Here is a 19,443-nt window from a genome sequence, read left to right as displayed (position 1 = left end):
CAAAACCACAAAGGACCCGCATTCCGTGACGGAATGTGGGTCCTTTTTTGTGCATGCGGGGGAGGCACTGGCCTTCACTGGAGCAACGCGGCCCTCAGGCCGGGAACGCTGCCCAGGTGTTCGCGTTCATCCTGTTGATGGACGGCCACGTCCCTGCCACTCAAAATACGTTGCCTTGTGAAAGCCAACGCTGTGGCGCTCTTGATGAATGCCCGCATTTGGGCGGCGCGGCCCCGCGACGAGGCCCAGCGGAGTGCCTGTCGCCTGCCTCTGGCAGTTCCCAGCATGTCTACCTCGGCGGGGCTGAACCAACCGGCGCGGGCGTACTCCAGTAGGCGCTGACGGGTCAGTTTTCCCTCGGCGACGCGGAGAAGGACGATGCCTGCGGCGGCTATCAGGAACAGCGGGACCTGGACCACGAAGTACTCCACCAGGAAGTTCTGGCCCATGCTGTTCCACCGGTTGTGAAGGAACATCGCGGGGATCAGCCCCAGGAAGAACGCCAGGACGGCCAGGCCGGAGTGCCATTTGCGGGCAGCAAAGCCCATGATCAGGCCTGTTGTTCCGGTGAAAAGTGCGTGCGCAAAAGGAGACATGACACCGCGAAGAATGAAAATGCGGACCAGATCAGTGCCGGGTTCGGTGGATGACGCAATCTCCCGGCCGAAGTACAGGATATTCTCCGTGAAGGCGAAGCCAGCTGCGATGGTGAAGGCGAAGACGACGCCGTCAACGGGGCCATCAAAGTACTTCCTGGCGGCCAGGATGAGGACCAGCAGGCCCAAGGACTTGGTGAATTCCTCCACGATGGGCGCCTGGACGGTGGCCATGAAGTACGTAAAGGCTTCTTCGCTGCTGGTGGGGGCGGCCAACGCGAAGATGGGCTGAATCAGCAGGGTTCCGGCAATGGAAACGGCAGCACCCCAGGTGAAGGCGAAGCACAGGAGCCGCTTGGGCTCCGGTTCCCAACGGTCTATCAGGCGAACGGCAAGCAGCACCAGCGTCAGGGGAATCAGGGAGGCGATGAAGCCAATGACGAATCCTGTGACGCCGGTATTGCCCAACAGGAACGGCAGAACCAGCAACAGACTCGCCAGCACCAGCACCCCGCCTCCAATGAGGAGCGGCAACGTGCCCCGCGATGGCCGTGGCGCAGCGGGGACCGGCCACGGTTGCCGGGGGAGCGCGCCCGGATTGGCGGGAGCCCTTTGGTAGTTTCCGGGCTGAACGTGGCCCATCCAGGTGGGGTTGGCATCCTGTGCTGGGGCGGGGAACCGGCGGGGTTGGCCGGGCGGGTCCAAGGTCATGGAATGAGCCTATTCCACGGTGTCGGATGTGAGCTTAAACTCAGCCGTTTGTCCACGGGCGGCCGCCGGCAATTCGTGGCGCTGTGGTAGCTTGGAAAAGCAATTATTCCTTTTTTAATTCCGTCCCGTGAGGCGGGGAAAGGGGAGACGAGCGTTGACTGAAGTCACTTCAGCGCACCTGCCGTCGCGGGTTGTCCTCAACCAGGCGGATATTGACCGTGCGCTCACTCGTATCGCCCACGAGATCCTCGAGGCCAACAAAGGCTCCCAGGATTTGGTTCTGTTGGGCATTCCCAGCCGGGGGTATCCCTTGGCAGTCAGGCTTGCAGGCAAAATAGCCGCCGCCGATCCCTCCGTCAATGCGGCCGCCATCGTTGGCCAGCTGGACGTCACCATGTTCCGTGACGATCTCTCGCACCAGCCCACCAGGCCCCCGCATCACACGCGGTTGCCGTTGTCCGGCATCGACAACAAAGTTGTTGTCCTGATTGACGACGTCCTCTACTCAGGCCGGACCATCCGTGCGGCCCTTGATGCCTTGGTGGATCTGGGCCGCCCCCGCATTGTCCGTTTGGCGGTGCTGGTGGACCGGGGACACCGTGAGCTCCCCATCCGGGCGGACCATGTGGGAAAGAACCTTCCCACCTCCTCTGTTGAGAAGGTCCGCGTCCACCTGGAAGAGATCGACACTGTGGACGGGCTCCCCGTCAACGAAGTAGTGATCGAGGCCGGAAAGTGAAGCATCTCCTCTCCACTGAGCAGCTGAGCGCTGCGGACGCTATCCGGATCCTGGATACCGCCGAAGAAATGTCCGCCGTCGGTGAACGTGAAGTCAAGAAACTTCCCGCACTGCGCGGCCGGACCGTGGTTAACCTCTTCTTTGAGGATTCCACACGTACCAGGATCTCCTTCGAAGCGGCGGCCAAGCGATTGTCGGCGGATGTGATCAACTTTGCCGCCAAGGGCTCCTCGGTGTCCAAGGGCGAATCCCTCAAGGACACGGCGCAGACCCTCGCCGCCATGGGAGCGGACGCGGTGGTTATCCGCCACTGGGCGTCAGGTGCCCCGCACCGGCTCGCCGCCACCGACTGGATTGACGCTGCCGTCATCAACGCGGGCGACGGTACGCACGAGCACCCGACGCAGGCGCTGCTGGACGCGTTTACCATGCGCCGGCACTGGTCCCGGATCAGTGGCACGGCGTCCACCGGTTCGGATCTGCAAGGCATGCGTGTCGCCATCGCCGGCGATGTCCTGCACTCCAGGGTGGCCCGGTCCAACGTCTGGTTGCTGAAAACCCTGGGCGCGGAAGTCACCTTGGTGGCGCCACCCACGTTGCTGCCCATCGGCGTCGAGCACTGGCCTTGCAAGGTCAGCTACAACCTCGACCAAACGCTGGAAGCCGGAACCGATGCCATGATGATGCTCCGCGTCCAAGGCGAGAGGATGAACGCTTCCTTCTTCCCATCCACCCGTGAGTATTCGCGGCGCTGGGGCTTCGATGATGCGCGGCTCAAGGCCCTTGATGACCTTGGAATGAAGGACACCATCATCATGCACCCCGGCCCCATGAACCGTGGCCTGGAGATTTCCTCGGCCGCTGCCGACTCGCCCCGCTCCACTGTGCTCGCACAGGTGCGGAACGGCGTGTCGGTCCGGATGGCCGCCCTGTACCTGTTGCTGTCCGGGGACACCCGGGAAGCCGCCCAGACCGCCGCCGCTGCGGCTGTCACCAGCCAGCCCAGCAAGGAGAGCAACTGATGGCCCGGAACACTTACCTTATTCGTGGTGCCGCCGTATTGGGCGGGGAACCCCAGGACCTGCTGATCCGGGACGGCTACATCGTGGCCCGCGGAAAGGGACTCGCCGATGAGGACGCGACGGTCATTGAGGCCGATGGCCTCGTAGCGCTTCCCGGCATGGTGGACGTCCATACCCACCTCCGCGAACCCGGCCGGGAAGATGCCGAGACGGTGGAGACCGGTACGCGTGCAGCTGCACTTGGAGGCTTCACCGCCGTCCACGCCATGGCCAACAGCAACCCGGTGGCCGATACCGCAGGCGTCGTGGAGCAGGTCCACAGCCTTGGCCGCGCGTCCGGTTGGGTGGACGTCCGCCCGGTGGGTGCCGTGACCGTGGGCTTGGCCGGCCAGCAGCTCGCCGAGCTGGGCGCCATGGCCGATTCCCGCGCCCAGGTCCGGATGTTCTCCGATGACGGCATCTGCGTCCATGACCCGGTTCTGATGCGCCGCGCGTTGGAGTACGTCAAAGCGTTCGACGGCGTGGTGGCCCAGCACGCGCAGGAACCGCGCCTGACCGCCGGGGCCCAAATGAATGAAGGCGCCGTGTCGGCTGTCCTTGGCCTTACCGGTTGGCCGGCAGTGGCCGAGGAAAGCATCATCGCCAGGGATGTCCTTCTGGCCCAGCACGTAGGGTCCAGGCTGCACGTCTGCCACGTCTCCACCGCCGGCTCCGTGGAAATCGTGCGGTGGGCGAAGGCCCGCGGCATCAACGTCACCGCCGAGGTCACCCCGCATCACTTGATGTTGACCGACGAGCTGGTCCGCAGCTACGACCCCGTCTACAAAGTCAATCCGCCCCTGCGCACCGATGCCGATGTCCACGCCTTGCGCCAGGGCCTCGCGGACGGCACCATCGACGTCGTGGGTACCGATCACGCCCCGCACCCCAGCGAGCACAAGGAATGCGAGTGGGCCCAGGCGGCCATGGGCATGACGGGGCTGGAAACCGCGTTGTCCGTTGTGCAGGAAACCATGATCGAGACCGGTTTGATCACCTGGGCGGACTTCGCGAGGGTCACCTCGTTCACGCCCGCGGTCATAGGACGCGTGGCGGACCAGGGCCGGCCGCTGGACGTTGGCGAGCCCGCCAACGTCATCTTGGTGGACCCGGCTGCGCGTTGGACCGTCGACCCCCATAAAATGGCAACCATGGGCCGCAATTCACCGTTCAAAGGCAGGGAACTGCCCGGAGCCGTGGTGGCGACCTTCTTCAAGGGCCACCCCACTGTCTTTGACGGCCAACTCAACACTCCCTACCGGTACCCCGCCACCCAGGACGCTTCCGGTCCGGCTGGAGCAGGTGGCGGCAACTAGTGGAGACCCAAACACTCACCGTGCTCATCACCGTGCCGCTGGTCATCGTCATTGTGGCGTTGCTGTGGCTGGGGTGGCGTAGCCGGAAAAGGCGGCAGGCCGACGTCGAACGCCTGCCCCTGGTGCCACAGCAGCTGACGCCCGCCACCGTGGTGGCGGAAGGGCAGTACGTGGCCACCACGTCCGCGGGCGACTGGTTGGACAGGATTGCCGTCCAGGGGATGGGCATCCGGACCAACGCCGAGCTGAGCGTCCATGACGAGGGCGTCCTGTTTGACCGGGCCGGAGCAGCCCCTGTTTTCATCCCGCGTTCCGACCTCCGGGAGGGCCGCCTGGCCTCGGGAATGGCAGGAAAGTTCGTGGAAAAGGACGGGCTGCTGGTCATCAGCTGGAAGCTCGGCGCCCGCGAACTGGATACCGGCTTCCGCTCCCGACAAGCAGCCGACAAAATGCTCCTTCTCGCAGCACTCCAAGAATTGATCTCCGCAGCCCCTCAGGCAGATGCCGATAGTGGAAAGTAATAAAGTGACGGATAGTAAAGCAGACACCACACCCACCTCCTCAGCAGCAGTGCTGGTGCTCGAAGACGGTCGCGTATTCCGCGGACGCAGCTACGGCGCCCAAGGCACCGCGCTCGGTGAGGCTGTGTTCGCCACCGGCATGACCGGTTACCAGGAGACCATCACCGATCCCTCCTACGCCCGCCAACTGGTGGTGCAAACCGCTCCCCATATCGGGAACACCGGGGTCAACAGCGAAGACGCAGAGTCTCGACGTATTTGGGTAGCCGGCTACATTGTGCGCGACGCTGCCCGCCGCCCGTCCAACTGGCGGTCCGAGCGAAGCCTTGACGACGAACTCGTCGAGCAGGGCATCGTGGGCATCCAGGGCGTTGATACGCGCGCCATCACCCGCCACCTCCGTGAACACAAAACCATGCGCGCCGGTATCTTCTCCGGGCAGGCTGCAGAGGCATCGGACAAGGAACTGGTGGACGCCGTCCTGGCCAGCGCCCCCATGGAGGGTGCAGCGCTGGCTGAGGAAGTCTCCATTGACGAGGCTTACGTGGTGGAACCCAAGGACCACGGCTGGGAAGGTGAACCGCGGTTCTCCATTGCCGCCGTGGACCTGGGCATCAAAGCCATGACCCCGATCCGCTTTGCCGAGCGCGGCGTGCGCGTCCACGTCCTCCCGGCAACGTCCACCGTGGACGACGTCAACGCCGTCAATCCTGATGGATTCTTCATGTCCAACGGTCCGGGCGACCCCGCGACGGCCGATCACCAGGTAAAGCTCCTGCGCTCAGTGCTGGATGAGAAGCTTCCGTACTTTGGAATCTGCTTCGGCAACCAGATCCTGGGCAGGGCACTTGGTTTTGGCACCTACAAGCTCCGCTATGGCCACCGCGGCATCAACCAGCCGGTCATGGACCGCCGCACCGGCAAGGTGGAAATCACCTCGCAAAACCATGGTTTCGCAGTGGATGCTCCGCTGGATGGGGCAACAGTTGCTCCTGAGGAGCGCTACGGCCGCGTGGAGGTCAGCCACGTTTCGCTGAACGACGACGTCGTTGAAGGACTCGCCTGCCTCGACATTCCCGCATTCTCGGTCCAGTACCACCCCGAGGCCGCAGCCGGACCGCACGACGCTGCGTACCTCTTTGACCGCTTCATCGACCTCATGGCCGACGCCAAGTCCAAGGCCACTGCCGATACCACCAACGACTCCAAGACTGAGGACAAGAAGTAATGCCCAAGCGTACAGATCTCAAGAGCGTCCTCGTCATTGGTTCGGGTCCGATCGTCATCGGCCAGGCCGCCGAGTTCGACTACTCCGGCACCCAGGCGCTTCGCGTCCTCAAGGAGGAAGGCCTCCGGGTCATCCTGGTCAACTCCAACCCGGCCACCATCATGACGGACCCGGAATTCGCGGATGCCACCTACGTTGAGCCCATTACCCCCGAGGTAGTGGAAAAGATCATCGCCAAGGAACGGCCTGACGCCATCCTGCCCACCCTGGGTGGCCAGACCGCATTGAACACGGCGATCGCACTGGACAAAAACGGAGTACTGCAGAAGTACAACGTGGAACTCATCGGTGCAAACATCGCTGCGATCGAGCTGGGGGAGGACCGCGAAAAGTTCAAGGGCGTCGTGGAGCGTTGCGGGGCTGAATCCGCCCGCAGCCACATCATCCACACCATGGATGAAGCCTTTGCAGCTGCCGAAGACCTGGGATACCCCATGGTTGTCCGCCCTTCCTTCACCATGGGCGGCCTGGGCTCAGGCTTGGCGTACAACGAGGACGACCTCCGCCGCATCGTCGGCCAGGGCCTGCAGTACAGCCCCACCACCGAGGTTCTGCTCGAAGAAAGCATCCTTGGCTGGAAAGAGTACGAGCTCGAGATGATGCGCGACAAGAACGACAACGTCGTTGTTGTGTGTTCCATCGAGAACTTCGATCCCGTGGGTGTCCACACCGGTGACTCCATCACGGTTGCTCCTGCCCTCACCCTGACCGACCGCGAGTACCAGAAGCTCCGCGACGTCTCCATCGCCGTCATCCGCGAAGTTGGCGTGGACACCGGTGGTTGCAACATCCAGTTCGCGATCGACCCCGCCACCGGTCGTGTGGTGGTCATCGAGATGAACCCCCGCGTGTCGCGCTCTTCGGCACTGGCTTCCAAGGCCACCGGCTTCGCCATCGCCAAGATCGCCACCAAGCTCTCACTTGGCTACACCCTGGACGAGATCCCCAACGACATCACCCAGAAGACGCCGGCCTCCTTCGAGCCGACGCTGGACTATGTTGTGGTCAAGGTTCCCCGTTTCGCCTTCGAGAAATTCCCGGCTGCTGACAACACGCTGACCACCACCATGAAGTCCGTGGGCGAAGCCATGGCCATGGGCCGCAACTTCACCGAAGCCCTGCAGAAGGCCCTGCGTTCACTGGAACAGAAGGGGTCGCAGCTGGACTTCAGCCCTGTTCCCGAATACGAAGTTCCTGAGCTGATCGAAAAGGCCAAGCGTCCCACCACGGACCGGCTGTACCAGGTCCAGCGTGCCCTGCTGGGCGGCGCCACCGTTGAGGACCTCTTCGAAGCCACCAAGATCGATCCCTGGTTCCTTGACCAGCTGCAGCTGCTCAACGAAACAGCTCAGGAAATCCGCAAGGCCGGGGTCCTCACCGAGGACATGCTCCGAAACGCCAAGCGCCACGGTTTTTCGGACGAGCAAATCGGTGCTTTGACGCACAACAACGAAGCAGTGGTCCGCGGCGTCCGCCAAGCCCTGGGTATCCGCCCCGTCTACAAGACGGTGGATACCTGCGCAGCCGAGTTCGCCGCCTACACGCCGTACCACTACTCGTCCTACGACGAGGAAGACGAGGTTGGCCTGCACGCCAAGCCCTCGGTGATCATCCTGGGCTCGGGGCCCAACCGTATCGGGCAGGGCATCGAGTTCGACTACTCCTGCGTCCACGCCTCCATGGCCCTGCGCAAAGCGGGCTATGAGACGGTCATGGTCAACTGCAACCCGGAGACAGTGTCCACGGACTACGACGTTTCCACCCGCCTCTATTTTGAGCCGTTGACCCTCGAGGATGTCCTTGAGGTCATTGCCGCGGAAGAGCGCACCGGTGGCGTCATGGGCGTCTTCGTGCAGCTTGGAGGACAGACCCCGCTGAAGCTGGCCCAGCAGTTGGCCGATGCCGGCGTCCCCATCCTGGGCACCTCGCCCGAGGCCATTGACCTTGCGGAACACCGTGGCGCCTTCGCCCGTGTCCTGGACGAGGCCGGACTGACGTCCCCGAAGAACGGCACCGCCGTCTCCTTCGAGGATGCCAAGAAGATCGCCGATGAGATCGGTTACCCGGTGCTGGTCCGTCCATCCTACGTACTGGGCGGCCGTGGCATGGAGATCGTCTACGACGAAGCAAACCTCTCCCGTTACATCGCCAACGCCACCGAAATCACCACGGATCACCCGGTGCTGATCGACCGCTTCCTCGAGGACGCAGTGGAGATTGACGTTGACGCCCTCTTTGACGGCACGGACATGTATCTGGGCGGAATCATGGAGCACATTGAGGAAGCCGGCATCCACTCCGGTGACTCAGCCTGCGTCCTGCCCCCGATCACCCTTGGCAACAACGTGATTGAGCGCGTGCGCACGGCGACGCGTGCCATCGCCGAAGGTGTGGGCGTCCGCGGCCTCATCAACATCCAGTTCGCCCTGGCCTCCGACGTCCTGTATGTCCTGGAAGCGAACCCCCGTGCCTCGCGGACCGTCCCGTTCGTCTCCAAGGCAACGGGCGTGCAGATGGCCAAGGCTGCAGCCCTTATTGGTACTGGGGTCACCATCAACCAGCTCCGCAGCGCCTACAAGATGCTGCCGGAGACCGGTGACGGTTCCACCCTGCCTTTGGACGCGCCGGTGGCGGTGAAGGAAGCAGTCCTGCCGTTCAGCCGTTTCCGCACCCCGGAGGGCAAGGTTGTGGACTCCCTGCTCGGCCCTGAAATGCGCTCCACCGGTGAAGTCATGGGCATCGACAAGCACTTCGATACCGCTTTCGCCAAGAGCCAGGCTGCGGCGAACAACGCGCTGCCCACCGAAGGAAAAATCTTCGTCTCCGTCGCCAACCGCGACAAGCGCTCAGTGATCATGGGCGTGAAGCGGCTTTCAGATCTCGGGTTCGAGATCGTCTCCACCGGTGGCACGGCCGACGTCCTGCGCCGCAACGGCATCCAGGCCACCCCCGTTCGCAAGGTGGCCGAGGGCAGCAGCGCCGAAGGTGAGGGGACCATCGCGGACCTGGTTATCGCCGGCGAAATCGACATGGTGTTCAACACACCTTCCGGCGGAGAAGCCCGCAGCGACGGATATGAACTCCGGGCAGCCGCAACGTCCATCGGTATCCCGTGCATCACCACGGTTGCCGAGTTCAACGCGGCCGTCCAAGCCATCGAGGCCCTGCGGACCTACCAGTGGTCCGTCACCAGCCTCCAGGAACACGCTGCAAACCTTCAGGCAGCCAAAGAGTCGGCCAATGCCTGACGGCGCAGTCTCTGACGGGACGCGGCAAGCCGTGGAGCCTTTTGGCGCCCGGCTTGCCGCCGCCATGGCCCACCGCGGCCCGCTGTGTGTGGGAATTGACCCGCACCCGCAGCTGCTGGCCGCGTGGGGGTTGAACGACGACGCCGCCGGCCTGGAGCGTTTCTCGCTGACGGTTATTGAGGCAGTGTCTTCCCTCGCTGCCGCGGTAAAGCCACAGGTGGCCCTCTACGAGCGGCACGGCTCGGCTGGAATGGCCGTGTTGGAGCGCACCCTTGCAGCGGCCGCAGAGGCGGGCGTGCTGAGTATTGCCGATGCAAAGCGGGGTGACATCGGCTCCACCATGGCGGCCTATGCGGATGCCTGGCTGCGTGACGGCTCGGCATTGGCGGCGGATTCCGTGACCCTCAGTCCCTACCTTGGTTTCGAGTCCCTCCGTCCTGCGCTGGATTTGGCAGCGCAGTACGGCAGGGGGGTCTTCGTCCTGGCGCTGACCTCCAATCCGGAGGGCAAGTCCGTCCAGCACGTGGGAGGCCACGCATCCGTAGCCCGCAGCATTGTGGAGGCGGCCGGCGTCGAAAACCAGCGCTACCGGGGTGATTTGGGAGCGGTGGGCTTGGTGGTGGGCGCCACCATCGGTTCGGCACTGAAGGATCTTGACATTGATCTGGGCGCTGTCCGCGGGGCCATCCTGGCACCGGGGCTCGGCGCGCAGGGAGCTACTCCGGCGGATCTCCGCAGCACCTTTGGCCCGGCCTACCCGCAGGTTTTGGCCACCTCCAGCCGGGGCATCCTGGCCGAGGGGCCGACGGTCCAGGGCATCAGGGCGGCGACGCTCCAAACATTGGATGGCCTGCGCGCGGAGTAACTATGCTGCCTGCATTGCGCTACGGGGTCCCTGCTAGTAGGTTCAGGATCAGTCCGCGTGATCCGGATCACAATTGCGATCTGACAGGGGTTTGGCTGTGGGCCTTAAAGAGCTGACACCGCAAGAACGTTCCGACGCGCTGGAAAAGGCCGCCAAGGCCCGTGCGGTGCGTGCCGCCGCAAAGGAAAGGCTCAAGCGCGGCGAGGTGAGCATCGCGGAGTTGATCACGTCGGGGGACACGGACGAGGCGATCGCGCGCATGCGGGTGGTGGAGCTGCTCGAGGCGTTGCCTGGCATCGGGCCGGTGCGTGCGGCCGGGATCATGGCGGACATTGGCATCGCTGGATCCCGGCGGATCCGTGGGTTGGGAATCCACCAGGCCCGGGCGCTGGTAGATTTTATGGATACCCAGCAAAGCGTTTGACGCATCTCCCCGAAGGAATCCGTGAGCAAGAATCCTGGACTGACTGTCCTTGCAGGCCCCACTGCCGTTGGCAAGGGAACCGTTTCCACCTACATCAGGGACAACTATCCGGAAGTTTGGCTCTCGGTATCCGCCACCACCAGGGCTGCGCGGCCCGGGGAAAAAGACGGAGTCCACTATTTCTTCAAGTCTGCCGAAGAATTCGATGCCCTGGTGGCCCAAGGCGAACTTCTGGAATGGGCTGTTGTCCACGGACACAACCGGTACGGAACTCTCCGCAGCACCGTGAACGCGGCAATTGCTGAAGGAAAGTCGGTGTTGCTCGAGATTGACCTGCAGGGTGCCCGGCAGGTGAAAGAGGCGGTCCCGGAAGCCAACTTCGTGTTCCTGGCGCCTCCCAGCTGGGACGAAATGGTCCGCCGCCTTGTGGGCCGTGGCACTGAAACTCCCGAAGAACAGCAGCGCAGGCTGGAAACCGCTAAACTGGAACTTGCTGCTGAGCCGGAGTTTGACCACACCGTTATCAATGACGACGTTTGCCGGGCAGCAGACGAGCTTGTTTCACTCATGGGGCTTACCCCGCACGGGCGCTGAACCGCCCGCATTGTTGGCCCGCTAGAATTTGGAGAATTCGTGTCCACGAACCTTGAAGGCATCATCAACCCGCCGATCGATTCGCTGCTTGAGGCTGCCGATTCCAAGTACGGCCTGGTGATCTTCGGCGCCAAGCGCGCCCGCCAGATCAACGCCTACTACGCACAGCTGCACGAGGGACTCTTCGAGTACGTCGGTCCGTTGGTTGACACCAAGCTGAACGAGAAGTCCCTCTCCATCGCACTGCGCGAAATCAACGAGGGCCTTCTGGTTTCCACGCCGATCGAGCCCACAGAATAACAACAGGCTGCCTGTTGACGGAGGTCACGTGCGCATAGTCCTCGGAGTCGGGGGAGGGATTGCGGCCTACAAGGTCGCATCGCTCCTCCGGCTTTTTACTGAAGCCGGCCATCAGGTAACGGTCATCCCCACGGAGTCCGCCACTCGGTTCGTCGGAGTGGCAACCTGGGAAGCCCTCTCCGGGAACCCGGTCAGCAACAGCGTTTTTGATGACGTGGACAAGGTCAACCATGTCCGTCTGGGCCATGAGGCGGACCTGATGGTGGTAGCTCCCGCAACCGCCGATCTTTTGGCCAAGGCGGCCACCGGCCAAGCCGGCGACCTGCTGACCAACACGTTGTTGATGGCGCACGGGCCCGTCCTCTTCGCGCCGGCCATGCACACTGAGATGTGGCTCAACAAGGCCACCCAGGCAAACGTGGAAACTCTGCGGAGCCGAGGGATCACTGTTCTGGAGCCGGCGTCCGGACGTTTGACCGGAGCGGATTCCGGTCCGGGCCGCTTGCCTGAACCGGATGCCATTTTTGCCGCTGCCATGGCATTGGTGGACGGCGGCGCGGACAAGCCGGCACCTGCCCAGTCCTTGGCGGGCCGCGTGGTGACCATTACGGCCGGGGGTACCCGGGAAGCCCTGGATCCCGTCCGGTTCCTCGGAAACCGCTCATCGGGCAAACAGGGTGCTGCGCTGGCCTCAGCCGCCATGGCCGCCGGTGCCACGGTCCGTTTCGTCGCCGCGCACATGGATGTCCAGCCGCCCGCAGGAGTGGAGTTGGTGCGCGTTGAGTCTGCCCTGGAACTCCGGGAGGCGACGCTGACAGCGGCGCTGGGCTCCGACGTCGTCATTATGGCAGCGGCTGTTGCAGACTTCCGTCCGGCAGACGTCTCGGATACCAAAATCAAAAAGGTCGACGGCGAGGAAGCACCCGTGGTGCGGTTGGTCCGGAACCCGGATATTCTCCGCGAATTGGTCGAGGTGCGAGGCGCAAGCCAGACCCGGCAGTTGATTGTGGGCTTTGCCGCTGAAACCGGTGACGCCCAGGGCGATGTCCTGGAGCACGCACAAGCCAAGCTCAAGCGAAAAGGCTGCGACCTCCTGGTGGTCAACCACGTGGGAGTTGGCAGGGTTTTTGGACAGGACGAGAACTCCGTTGTCATCCTGTCCAGTGCGGACCCGGAGCACCAGTCAGCAGCCGGCAGCAAGGCCGACGTGGCCGCAGCCGTGATCCACAGGGTGGGGACTGAGCTGGCCCGGACTGTTCCGGCGATGTAACGGATCCCACACCCCAATTCTTAGCAAAGGGACACAAGGCCGATGCCCCCGTCCCGCAACCCAGTAAGGTGGTCGAGTGACTTTACCGCTGCAGCATGAACCTCATGGCACCCCGTCGAAACTCCGGCTCTTCACGTCCGAGTCGGTCACCGAGGGGCACCCGGACAAGATTTGCGACCAGATCAGCGATTCCATCCTGGACGCGCTGCTGGCTGCCGACCCTGAATCCCGCGTGGCCGTGGAGACCATGGCAACCACAGGACTGGTGCACGTAGCCGGCGAGGTCACTACGGACGCGTACGTGGAGATCCCCCAAATCGTCCGCGAAACAATCCTCGGGATTGGTTACGACTCGTCGGCCAACGGCTTCGACGGTGCGCGCTGCGGTGTGTCGGTCTCCATCGGCCAACAGTCCAATGACATCGCCGGAGGCGTCTTCAATTCAATCGAGGCACGCGAAGGCCGCCAGGAGGACGATTACGACCTCCAAGGTGCGGGCGATCAGGGCATCATGTTCGGATACGCAAGCGACGAGACCGCGTCCTACATGCCAACTCCTATCTGGCTCGCGCACCGGCTCTCCGAGCGTCTGACGGAAGTCCGCAAGAACGGTGAGCTTTCCTACCTCCGCCCTGACGGCAAGACCCAGGTGACGGTGGGTTACGACGGCGACCGGCCGGTTTCCGTGGAAACCGTGGTGATTTCCAGCCAGCATGCCGAAGAATCCAGCCTGGAGCAGCTTCGCGCCGACCTGGCCAGCTACGTGATTGAGCCGGTCATGGCCGCGTCCAACCTGGACATTTCCCGCACGGCCAACATCCTCAACCCTGCGGGCGCCTTTGTGATCGGGGGCCCTGTGGGTGACGCTGGTCTGACCGGGCGCAAGATCATCGTGGATACCTACGGTGGATTTGCACGCCACGGCGGCGGCGCTTTCTCCGGCAAGGATCCGTCCAAGGTTGACCGTTCCGCAGCCTACGCCATGCGCTGGGTTGCCAAGAACGTGGTTGCGGCCGGATTGGCAAAGCGGGCTGAAATCCAGATCGCCTACGCGATTGGCCAAGCCCGCCCCGTGGGCACCTACGTGGAAACGTTCGGCACGGAGACCGTTGATCCTGCACGCATCAGCGAAGCGATCGACGAGCTTTTCGACCTGCGCCCGCGTGCCATCATCGACGCACTGGACCTCAAGAGGCCCATCTACGCCAAGACTGCGGCCCATGGCCACTTCGGCCGTGAAGATCCCGACTTCACCTGGGAGCGGCTGGACCGCGTGGCGGATCTGAAGGAATACTTCAACGCCTGATCAGGCGGAGGCCTGCCGGCCTTGCGGTTGCTTTAATGTCAGAGGCCCGTGGTTGGCTTGAACCCAAGAGATGCCCGCAGCGGGAGCCATCCCGTTGCGGGCATCCGTGGTTGATGATGCCCCGTGGGGCACGGTGGCGGGGGAGCGGAGGAGACGTTTGATGCACGGACATGAAGTCCAGCCGTCGCTGTTGCAACCCTCCCTGCTTCAAGGGTTCCCGGTCCGTCCACCAGTGGACTCCCTTCCGTTGGCAGCGCACCTCCCCGTAGCCCGCGTTGTGCTGGAGTCACCATTGCCGCACCTTGACAGGCCCTTCGACTACAGCGTTCCCGCCGAGCTCGCGGAGGCCGCCGTCCCTGGTGTCCGCGTCAAGGTGAAGTTCAATGGACAGGAGCTTGCCGGCTACATCCTGGAGCGCAGTGAATCCTCCGACGCCTCCGGAGCCCTCACGCCCCTTCACAAAGTGGTCTCGCCCGTAACTGTCCTGACTCCGGCGATCGCTGATCTTGCCGGCGCGGTAGCCGCCAGGTACGCCGGAACTCTCAGCGATGTCCTGCGGACGGCCATCCCGCCACGGATCGCCAAGGTGGAGAAAGAACTCCAAGGTGGCAGCATCCAGCCGGGACCGGAAACGCAGCAGGATCCAGTGGTGCCTGCCACCCACGGCGCCCAGGCTTGGGGGATGTACACCAACGGCACGGCCTACTTGCAGCACCTGATGTCCGGCGGCTCGCCCAAGGCCGTGCTCACGGCATTGCAGGGTTACGGGCCCGGAGGCTGGCCGGCTCTGGTAGCGGCAGCCGTAGCGTCCGTCCGAAGCTCCGGACGCGGCGCTGTGGTGGTTGTTCCTGACTATCGTGACCTGGACCGGGTGGAGCGTGCCCTGGAAGAGGTGCTCCCGCCGTCTGACATCGCGCGGCTGACGGCGGACGATGGCCAAACTCCCCGCTACAGGAATTTCCTGCGCGTACTCACCGGTTCCGCCGGGGTGGCAATCGGAACACGGTCGGCCGCCTACGCTCCCGTCCGTGACCTTGGATTGGTGGTCTGCTGGGACGACGGCGACGACCTCCACATTGAACAGCGCGCGCCATATGCCCACACCCGGGAAGTTCTTCTTCTGCGGGCAGAGCGGGAAAAGGCTGCTTGCCTCATGGCGGCCCACAGCCGCAGCACCGAGTTGCAGCGCTTGGTGGAATCCCACTGGGCAGTTCCCGTGGAGGCGCCCCGACCTTCTGTACGGTCCACAGTCCCGCGTGTCCTGAACACGGCCGACAGCTTTGAGCAAGAGCGTGATCCGTTGGCCAGGATCGCCCGTCTGCCCGGTGCGGCGTGGCGGGCAGCCAAGGAGGGCCTGGAACACGGTCCTGTGCTGGTCCAGGTCGCGCGGGCGGGTTACGCGCCGTCCTTGGTGTGCGAAACCTGCCGGGAACTCGCACGCTGCAATGCCTGCCAAGGTCCTTTGGCTGTTTCCAGCGGATCAGCCATGCCCACATGCCGGTGGTGTTCAACGCCTGCTCCCCAGTGGCGTTGCAGCCACTGCAGCGGAACAAGGCTGCGCCGGGGTGCGGCAGGGGTCATGCGCACGGCCGAGGAACTGGGCCGGGCGTTCCCCGGCAAACCGGTAGTAACGTCCTCCGGTGAGCACATCAAGGCGTCCGTTCCGGATACCCCTGCCTTGGTGGTGGCCACGGTGGGCGCTGAGCCCGTGACGGAGCACGGGTATGCCGCAGCTGTTTTGCTGGACGGGAATTCGCTCCTGCGGAGGGAAAACCTCAGGGCGGGCGAGGACGCCGTCCGCCGTTGGTTCAATGCATCCGCCTTGGTGAAGCCCGCCAGGGATGGTGGCCTGGTGGTGATCACGGCTGACGACACCGCCGGGACCGGCGCCCTGCTGCGGTGGGACCCGGCCGGTTTCGCTTCCCGGGAGCTGGCGCTGCGGAAGGAGCTCCAGCTGCCCCCTGCTGTCAGGGTTGCGTCGATCACCGGTGCCAGGGCCGACGTCGATCATTTTTCCGCGGCTGTGACCGCGGCGCTCCCGTCGGAGCCGGGCAAAGCACTGCGAACTGCCGGTCCTGCGCCGGTCCAGCTGGGGCAAGGACCCGCGCATGCGTCTGCCGCCGGTGAGGAACCGGATGTGAGGACACTGTTCTTCATTCCGTATGCGGAGGCAGCGGAAGCCACCCGCACCATGAGGTCTGTCCGGGCCGCCAGCGCCGCCAAAAGGATATCCGGTCCCGTCCAGCTTCGTTTGGACGGTGTGGACGTCCTCTAACGCCTGAGTGCGGCCACTTCGTTGGCTACGTCCAGGAGTTGCCGGGCCGATTGATCCCATGAGAAAAGGGCAGCACGTTCAGCGGATTGCCGGGACCGTTCCTTCCACAGCGCGTCATTGCCCAAAGCCGTGACGGCCTTCGCGAATTCCTGCGGCGATCCGGGGTCAACATAGCTCACTGCTTCGCCGCCGACTTCCCGGAAAATGGGGATATCGCTGGCGATGACGGGCGTGCCCAAGGCCATGGCCTCAACCAGCGGTAAGCCGTAGCCCTCGGCGCGGGAGAGGCTGATGAGCGCGGTTGCTCCGAGCAGCAGGTGATCGTACTCGGCGTCGGTGACCCCGTTGTGGAACTGGACGCTGGCCCCGGCAGGGACGATCGACTCCAGTTCAGCTTTTCGTGCCGGGTTGATCCTGCTCAGAAGATGCAGGGTGTAGCCGTCAAGACCAGCCATGCCCTTGATCATGGTTTCCACGTTTTTATAGGGCATGAAAGAGCCCATGTAGAGCAAGGCTTTGTTGGCTCCGGCGTCGGGATCGCGGGGCTGCTGGCCGGGCTGGGGTGCATTGCCGACAATCCTTACCGGCTTCTTCGTCAAGCGGTACTTGGCCATGAGCGCTTTGGTGGTTTGGCTGATGGTGGCCACTGCGTCGGCACGGTTCAGCAGGAGCCGTTGCGGCCAAAAAGCCTTGTGGTAAAGCCTCCACAGCACTCTGACGGGCGCAGGCAGGAAGCCCGGCGGCGTGGGGTGCTCGTAGTAGATGAGATCGTGCAGTGTCAGCACGAGGCCGTACCGCCTGCCCCAGGTACCCATGGTTTGCATGGGGCACACCACCACATCTGCACCCAACGGGTTGATCCTGTGGGCCACGAACAATTCCATGGGGGACAGGGGACTGTTGATGAGGACGTAGGGCACGTCAGGCAAGAGTGCCAACTGCCGTTTGTCACTGATGAGCATGGTGACGTCGGCAATCCGTGCTGTGGCGGCGATGAGGCTGGAACCATAGCGGCTGATGCCATCGTGATGGTCCGTTCTGGTGAAGCGGGCGTCGATGACGATTTTCACGCGGGATGTTCCTCCAGGAAAGTGCGGATTGCTGTGGCTGCGGGTGCGGGCGTTTCGTAGTGGATGAGGTGCCCGACGCCGGGTATCACCACCAGCGTTCCGTCCGGCAGCCGTTTCATCAGTTTGTGCTGGTCCGGCAGGGTGGCGATCTCATCCTTCTCTCCGGCAATCAGCAGGACAGGCAGGGTCAGGTGATCGGCAACCTCAGTGACATTTCCGGAAACAGAGGCCTTGAAGGATTCCAGCAAGCTCTTCCTGTCGGAGAAGGCACTGAAATAGGAGTCGTGTTGTCCGTGGATGAAGCGGCGCAGATTCTTGTCTTTGGTCTTGGCCATGGTGATGCTCATGACCCGGACAATGGCCCTGTTCCGCAGCAGCCCCTGTCCCACGGACTCGGGGAGCTTGGCGGACACTTGGTAATACAGCACGGCAAGTTTTGTCATGATGCCCTTGGGCCCCTCCAACGCGGGCGCGGCGATGGGGTTGATCAGGATCAGGGGGTTGACCACGCCGGGGTGGCCGGCCACGAAATGGCTCACCACAATGGACCCGAACGAATGGCCCAGCAAAACTGTCTGCGGCCCCAGGCCAAGGGCCGCCATGAAGCCGGCGAGGAACCGTCCGTAATTCTCCACGCTGTGGACGAGGCCCACAAAAGACTCGGAAGCTCCGAATGCGGGCAGGTCAGGCATGATGATCCGCATTTCAGGAAGCTGATCGGCCACGCGCAGCAAGCCATGGTGATCGCCCCTGAATCCGTGGACCACCAGAATGGTGCGGGTCGCCGCTGTCACGGTCACGGGTTCGTACGTCCAATAGGCGATGCTGCTGCCATCAACGTCCACGCGCGCGGAAACCGTACGGCCCTTCAGTGCGGGGCTGAAAAATTCCAGGGAATTCCCCGGAACGTCGGGGGATTGGTGGGTGTCCACTTTTGTCACGGCGGTACTCCCTAGTTCACATTGTCCGGGTGCGACCCGGTTCGATGATGGCGTTCAAGGCCGGACATGGCATCCATGTCGGCGGCATCCAAGGCGAAATCCGAGACTGAATGGTTTTCCTTGATGCGTTCCGCCGAGCTTGCTTTGGGGATGACGAGGTTCCCCAACTGGAGGTGCCAGCGGATGATGATCTGCGCCGGGGTCCGGCCATGTTTTTCAGCCAGCATAAGGATGGCGGGGTCCTTCAGGATTTGTCCGCGGCCCAGCGGACTCCACGCCTCTGTTGCGATGCCCAGTTGCTGATGCAGTGTCCTTAACCGGTTCTGCTGGAGCCAGGGGTGGAGTTCAATCTGGTTGACTGCGGGGACAACTTCCGCGTCCTGCATGAGGGCATCAAGGTGGGAGGGCTGGAAGTTGGAGACGCCGATGGCCCGCACTTTTCCCTCCCGGTAGAGGGTCTCCAGCGCTTTGTAGGTTTGGACGAAGAGTCCCTTGCCGGCGCAGGGCCAGTGAATGAGGTAGAGGTCCAGGTAGTCCAACCCGAGGTTGGACATGGAGGTGTTGAAGGCCCGGAGCGTGGCGTCGTAGCCGTGGTCGTCGTTCCACACCTTGGTGGTGACGAAGATGTCCTCCCGTGAAAGGACGTGCACCGATTCTCCGGATCCTCCCGAGCCAAGGTTTGTCTCTGCGGCGTCGCCCAGGGCCCCGCCCAAGGCCCGGCCCACCCCTGTTTCGTTTCCGTACATCGCCGCAGTGTCGAAGCGACGGTAGCCTTCGCCAAGCGCGGTGGTTACCAGGGTGCCGGCGTCTTCTGGAGGTACTTTGTAGAGCCCGTAGCCCAGTCGATCCATCTGGACGCCATTGTTCAAGGTCAGGTGGGCAGGCAATCTCATAGCAACGACTCTACCTACTCAGAGC

17 protein-coding genes are annotated in these 19,443 nt (G+C 63.5%); 13 read left to right on the top strand and 4 right to left on the bottom strand.

Annotation, left to right across the window (positions count from 1 at the left end):
- Positions 1-74 precede the first annotated feature (74 nt).
- On the bottom strand, positions 75-1,307 hold the full coding sequence (locus JOE60_RS09915; protein WP_239528847.1) for a PrsW family intramembrane metalloprotease: 1,233 nt from the start codon (positions 1,305-1,307) through the stop codon (positions 75-77).
- A gap of 154 nt (positions 1,308-1,461) precedes the next feature.
- Between JOE60_RS09915 and pyrR the strand changes: the two genes are divergently transcribed.
- The 13 genes from pyrR to JOE60_RS09850 all read left to right on the top strand — a co-directional run bounded on the left by pyrR (position 1,462) and on the right by JOE60_RS09850 (position 16,514).
- Positions 1,462-2,046, top strand: coding sequence for a bifunctional pyr operon transcriptional regulator/uracil phosphoribosyltransferase PyrR (pyrR, locus tag JOE60_RS09910; protein ID WP_167266078.1), 585 nt, complete (start codon positions 1,462-1,464; stop codon positions 2,044-2,046).
- Positions 2,043-3,068, top strand: coding sequence for an aspartate carbamoyltransferase catalytic subunit (locus tag JOE60_RS09905; RefSeq protein WP_167266083.1), 1,026 nt, complete (start codon positions 2,043-2,045; stop codon positions 3,066-3,068). Before pyrR ends, JOE60_RS09905 begins: the two co-directional genes overlap by 4 nt.
- The gene (locus tag JOE60_RS09900) at positions 3,068-4,423 is read left to right on the top strand and encodes a dihydroorotase (protein ID WP_167266087.1); all 1,356 of its coding nucleotides are present in this window, start codon (positions 3,068-3,070) and stop codon (positions 4,421-4,423) included. Before JOE60_RS09905 ends, JOE60_RS09900 begins: the two co-directional genes overlap by 1 nt.
- Positions 4,423-4,944: a PH-like domain-containing protein gene (locus tag JOE60_RS09895; protein ID WP_167266090.1), complete on the top strand. Its 522-nt coding sequence runs from the start codon at positions 4,423-4,425 to the stop codon at positions 4,942-4,944. The genes JOE60_RS09900 and JOE60_RS09895 overlap by 1 nt, the downstream gene beginning before the upstream one ends.
- Complete coding sequence (gene carA, locus JOE60_RS09890; RefSeq protein ID WP_167266094.1) at positions 4,925-6,172, top strand: glutamine-hydrolyzing carbamoyl-phosphate synthase small subunit; 1,248 nt, start codon at positions 4,925-4,927, stop codon at positions 6,170-6,172. The genes JOE60_RS09895 and carA overlap by 20 nt, the downstream gene beginning before the upstream one ends.
- The gene (gene carB / locus JOE60_RS09885; protein ID WP_167266099.1) at positions 6,172-9,480 is read left to right on the top strand and encodes a carbamoyl-phosphate synthase large subunit; all 3,309 of its coding nucleotides are present in this window, start codon (positions 6,172-6,174) and stop codon (positions 9,478-9,480) included. The genes carA and carB overlap by 1 nt, the downstream gene beginning before the upstream one ends.
- On the top strand, positions 9,473-10,345 hold the full coding sequence (gene pyrF / locus JOE60_RS09880) for an orotidine-5'-phosphate decarboxylase (RefSeq protein WP_167266104.1): 873 nt from the start codon (positions 9,473-9,475) through the stop codon (positions 10,343-10,345). Before carB ends, pyrF begins: the two co-directional genes overlap by 8 nt.
- A 97-nt stretch (positions 10,346-10,442) precedes the next feature.
- Entirely contained in the window at positions 10,443-10,769 is a 327-nt protein-coding gene (mihF, locus tag JOE60_RS09875) for an integration host factor, actinobacterial type (RefSeq protein ID WP_167266109.1), read from the top strand.
- Positions 10,770-10,790: 21 nt separating this feature from the next.
- On the top strand, positions 10,791-11,363 hold the full coding sequence (gene gmk / locus JOE60_RS09870; protein ID WP_167266113.1) for a guanylate kinase: 573 nt from the start codon (positions 10,791-10,793) through the stop codon (positions 11,361-11,363).
- 39 nt (positions 11,364-11,402) lie between these two features.
- The gene (rpoZ, locus tag JOE60_RS09865) at positions 11,403-11,663 is read left to right on the top strand and encodes a DNA-directed RNA polymerase subunit omega (RefSeq protein ID WP_011774945.1); all 261 of its coding nucleotides are present in this window, start codon (positions 11,403-11,405) and stop codon (positions 11,661-11,663) included.
- A 28-nt stretch (positions 11,664-11,691) separates the two neighbouring features.
- On the top strand, positions 11,692-12,933 hold the full coding sequence (gene coaBC / locus JOE60_RS09860; RefSeq protein ID WP_167266117.1) for a bifunctional phosphopantothenoylcysteine decarboxylase/phosphopantothenate--cysteine ligase CoaBC: 1,242 nt from the start codon (positions 11,692-11,694) through the stop codon (positions 12,931-12,933).
- A 76-nt stretch (positions 12,934-13,009) separates the two neighbouring features.
- Positions 13,010-14,239 (top strand): methionine adenosyltransferase, encoded by a 1,230-nt coding sequence (gene metK / locus JOE60_RS09855; protein ID WP_167266121.1) that lies wholly within the window; start codon positions 13,010-13,012, stop codon positions 14,237-14,239.
- 160 nt (positions 14,240-14,399) lie between these two features.
- Positions 14,400-16,514 (top strand): primosomal protein N', encoded by a 2,115-nt coding sequence (locus JOE60_RS09850; RefSeq protein WP_167266125.1) that lies wholly within the window; start codon positions 14,400-14,402, stop codon positions 16,512-16,514.
- Here JOE60_RS09850 and JOE60_RS09845 read toward each other — a convergent pair.
- From JOE60_RS09845 to JOE60_RS09835, 3 genes are read right to left on the bottom strand one after another with little or no spacing between them, the layout of a single operon-like run.
- Positions 16,511-17,584, bottom strand: coding sequence for a glycosyltransferase (locus JOE60_RS09845; RefSeq protein ID WP_167266129.1), 1,074 nt, complete (start codon positions 17,582-17,584; stop codon positions 16,511-16,513). The two genes, JOE60_RS09850 and JOE60_RS09845, sit on opposite strands and share 4 nt — an antisense overlap.
- Positions 17,581-18,525, bottom strand: a complete 945-nt coding sequence (locus tag JOE60_RS09840) for an alpha/beta fold hydrolase (protein ID WP_420851381.1) — start codon at positions 18,523-18,525, stop codon at positions 17,581-17,583. Before JOE60_RS09840 ends, JOE60_RS09845 begins: the two co-directional genes overlap by 4 nt.
- Before the next feature lie 11 nt (positions 18,526-18,536).
- Complete coding sequence (locus JOE60_RS09835; protein WP_167266133.1) at positions 18,537-19,418, bottom strand: aldo/keto reductase; 882 nt, start codon at positions 19,416-19,418, stop codon at positions 18,537-18,539.
- Between the last annotated feature and the right edge of the window lie 25 nt (positions 19,419-19,443).

Origin of the sequence: Paenarthrobacter ilicis, assembly GCF_016907545.1 — a bacterium.
In the GTDB taxonomy this organism is placed as follows: Bacteria; Actinomycetota; Actinomycetes; order Actinomycetales; family Micrococcaceae; genus Arthrobacter; species Arthrobacter ilicis.
The sequence above is the reverse complement of the archived record's forward strand: the minus strand, read 5'-3'. Positions and strand labels throughout refer to the sequence as shown.

Coding starts and splice junctions, on each gene's coding strand:
- JOE60_RS09915 (WP_239528847.1), bottom strand. CDS start 1,307: ATGACCTTGGACCCGCCCGGCCAACCCCGCCGGTTCCCCGCCCCAGCA.
- JOE60_RS09900 (WP_167266087.1), top strand. CDS start 3,068: ATGGCCCGGAACACTTACCTTATTCGTGGTGCCGCCGTATTGGGCGGG.
- carA (WP_167266094.1), top strand. CDS start 4,925: ATGCCGATAGTGGAAAGTAATAAAGTGACGGATAGTAAAGCAGACACC.
- carB (WP_167266099.1), top strand. CDS start 6,172: ATGCCCAAGCGTACAGATCTCAAGAGCGTCCTCGTCATTGGTTCGGGT.
- pyrF (WP_167266104.1), top strand. CDS start 9,473: ATGCCTGACGGCGCAGTCTCTGACGGGACGCGGCAAGCCGTGGAGCCT.
- JOE60_RS09850 (WP_167266125.1), top strand. CDS start 14,400: ATGCACGGACATGAAGTCCAGCCGTCGCTGTTGCAACCCTCCCTGCTT.
- JOE60_RS09835 (WP_167266133.1), bottom strand. CDS start 19,418: ATGAGATTGCCTGCCCACCTGACCTTGAACAATGGCGTCCAGATGGAT.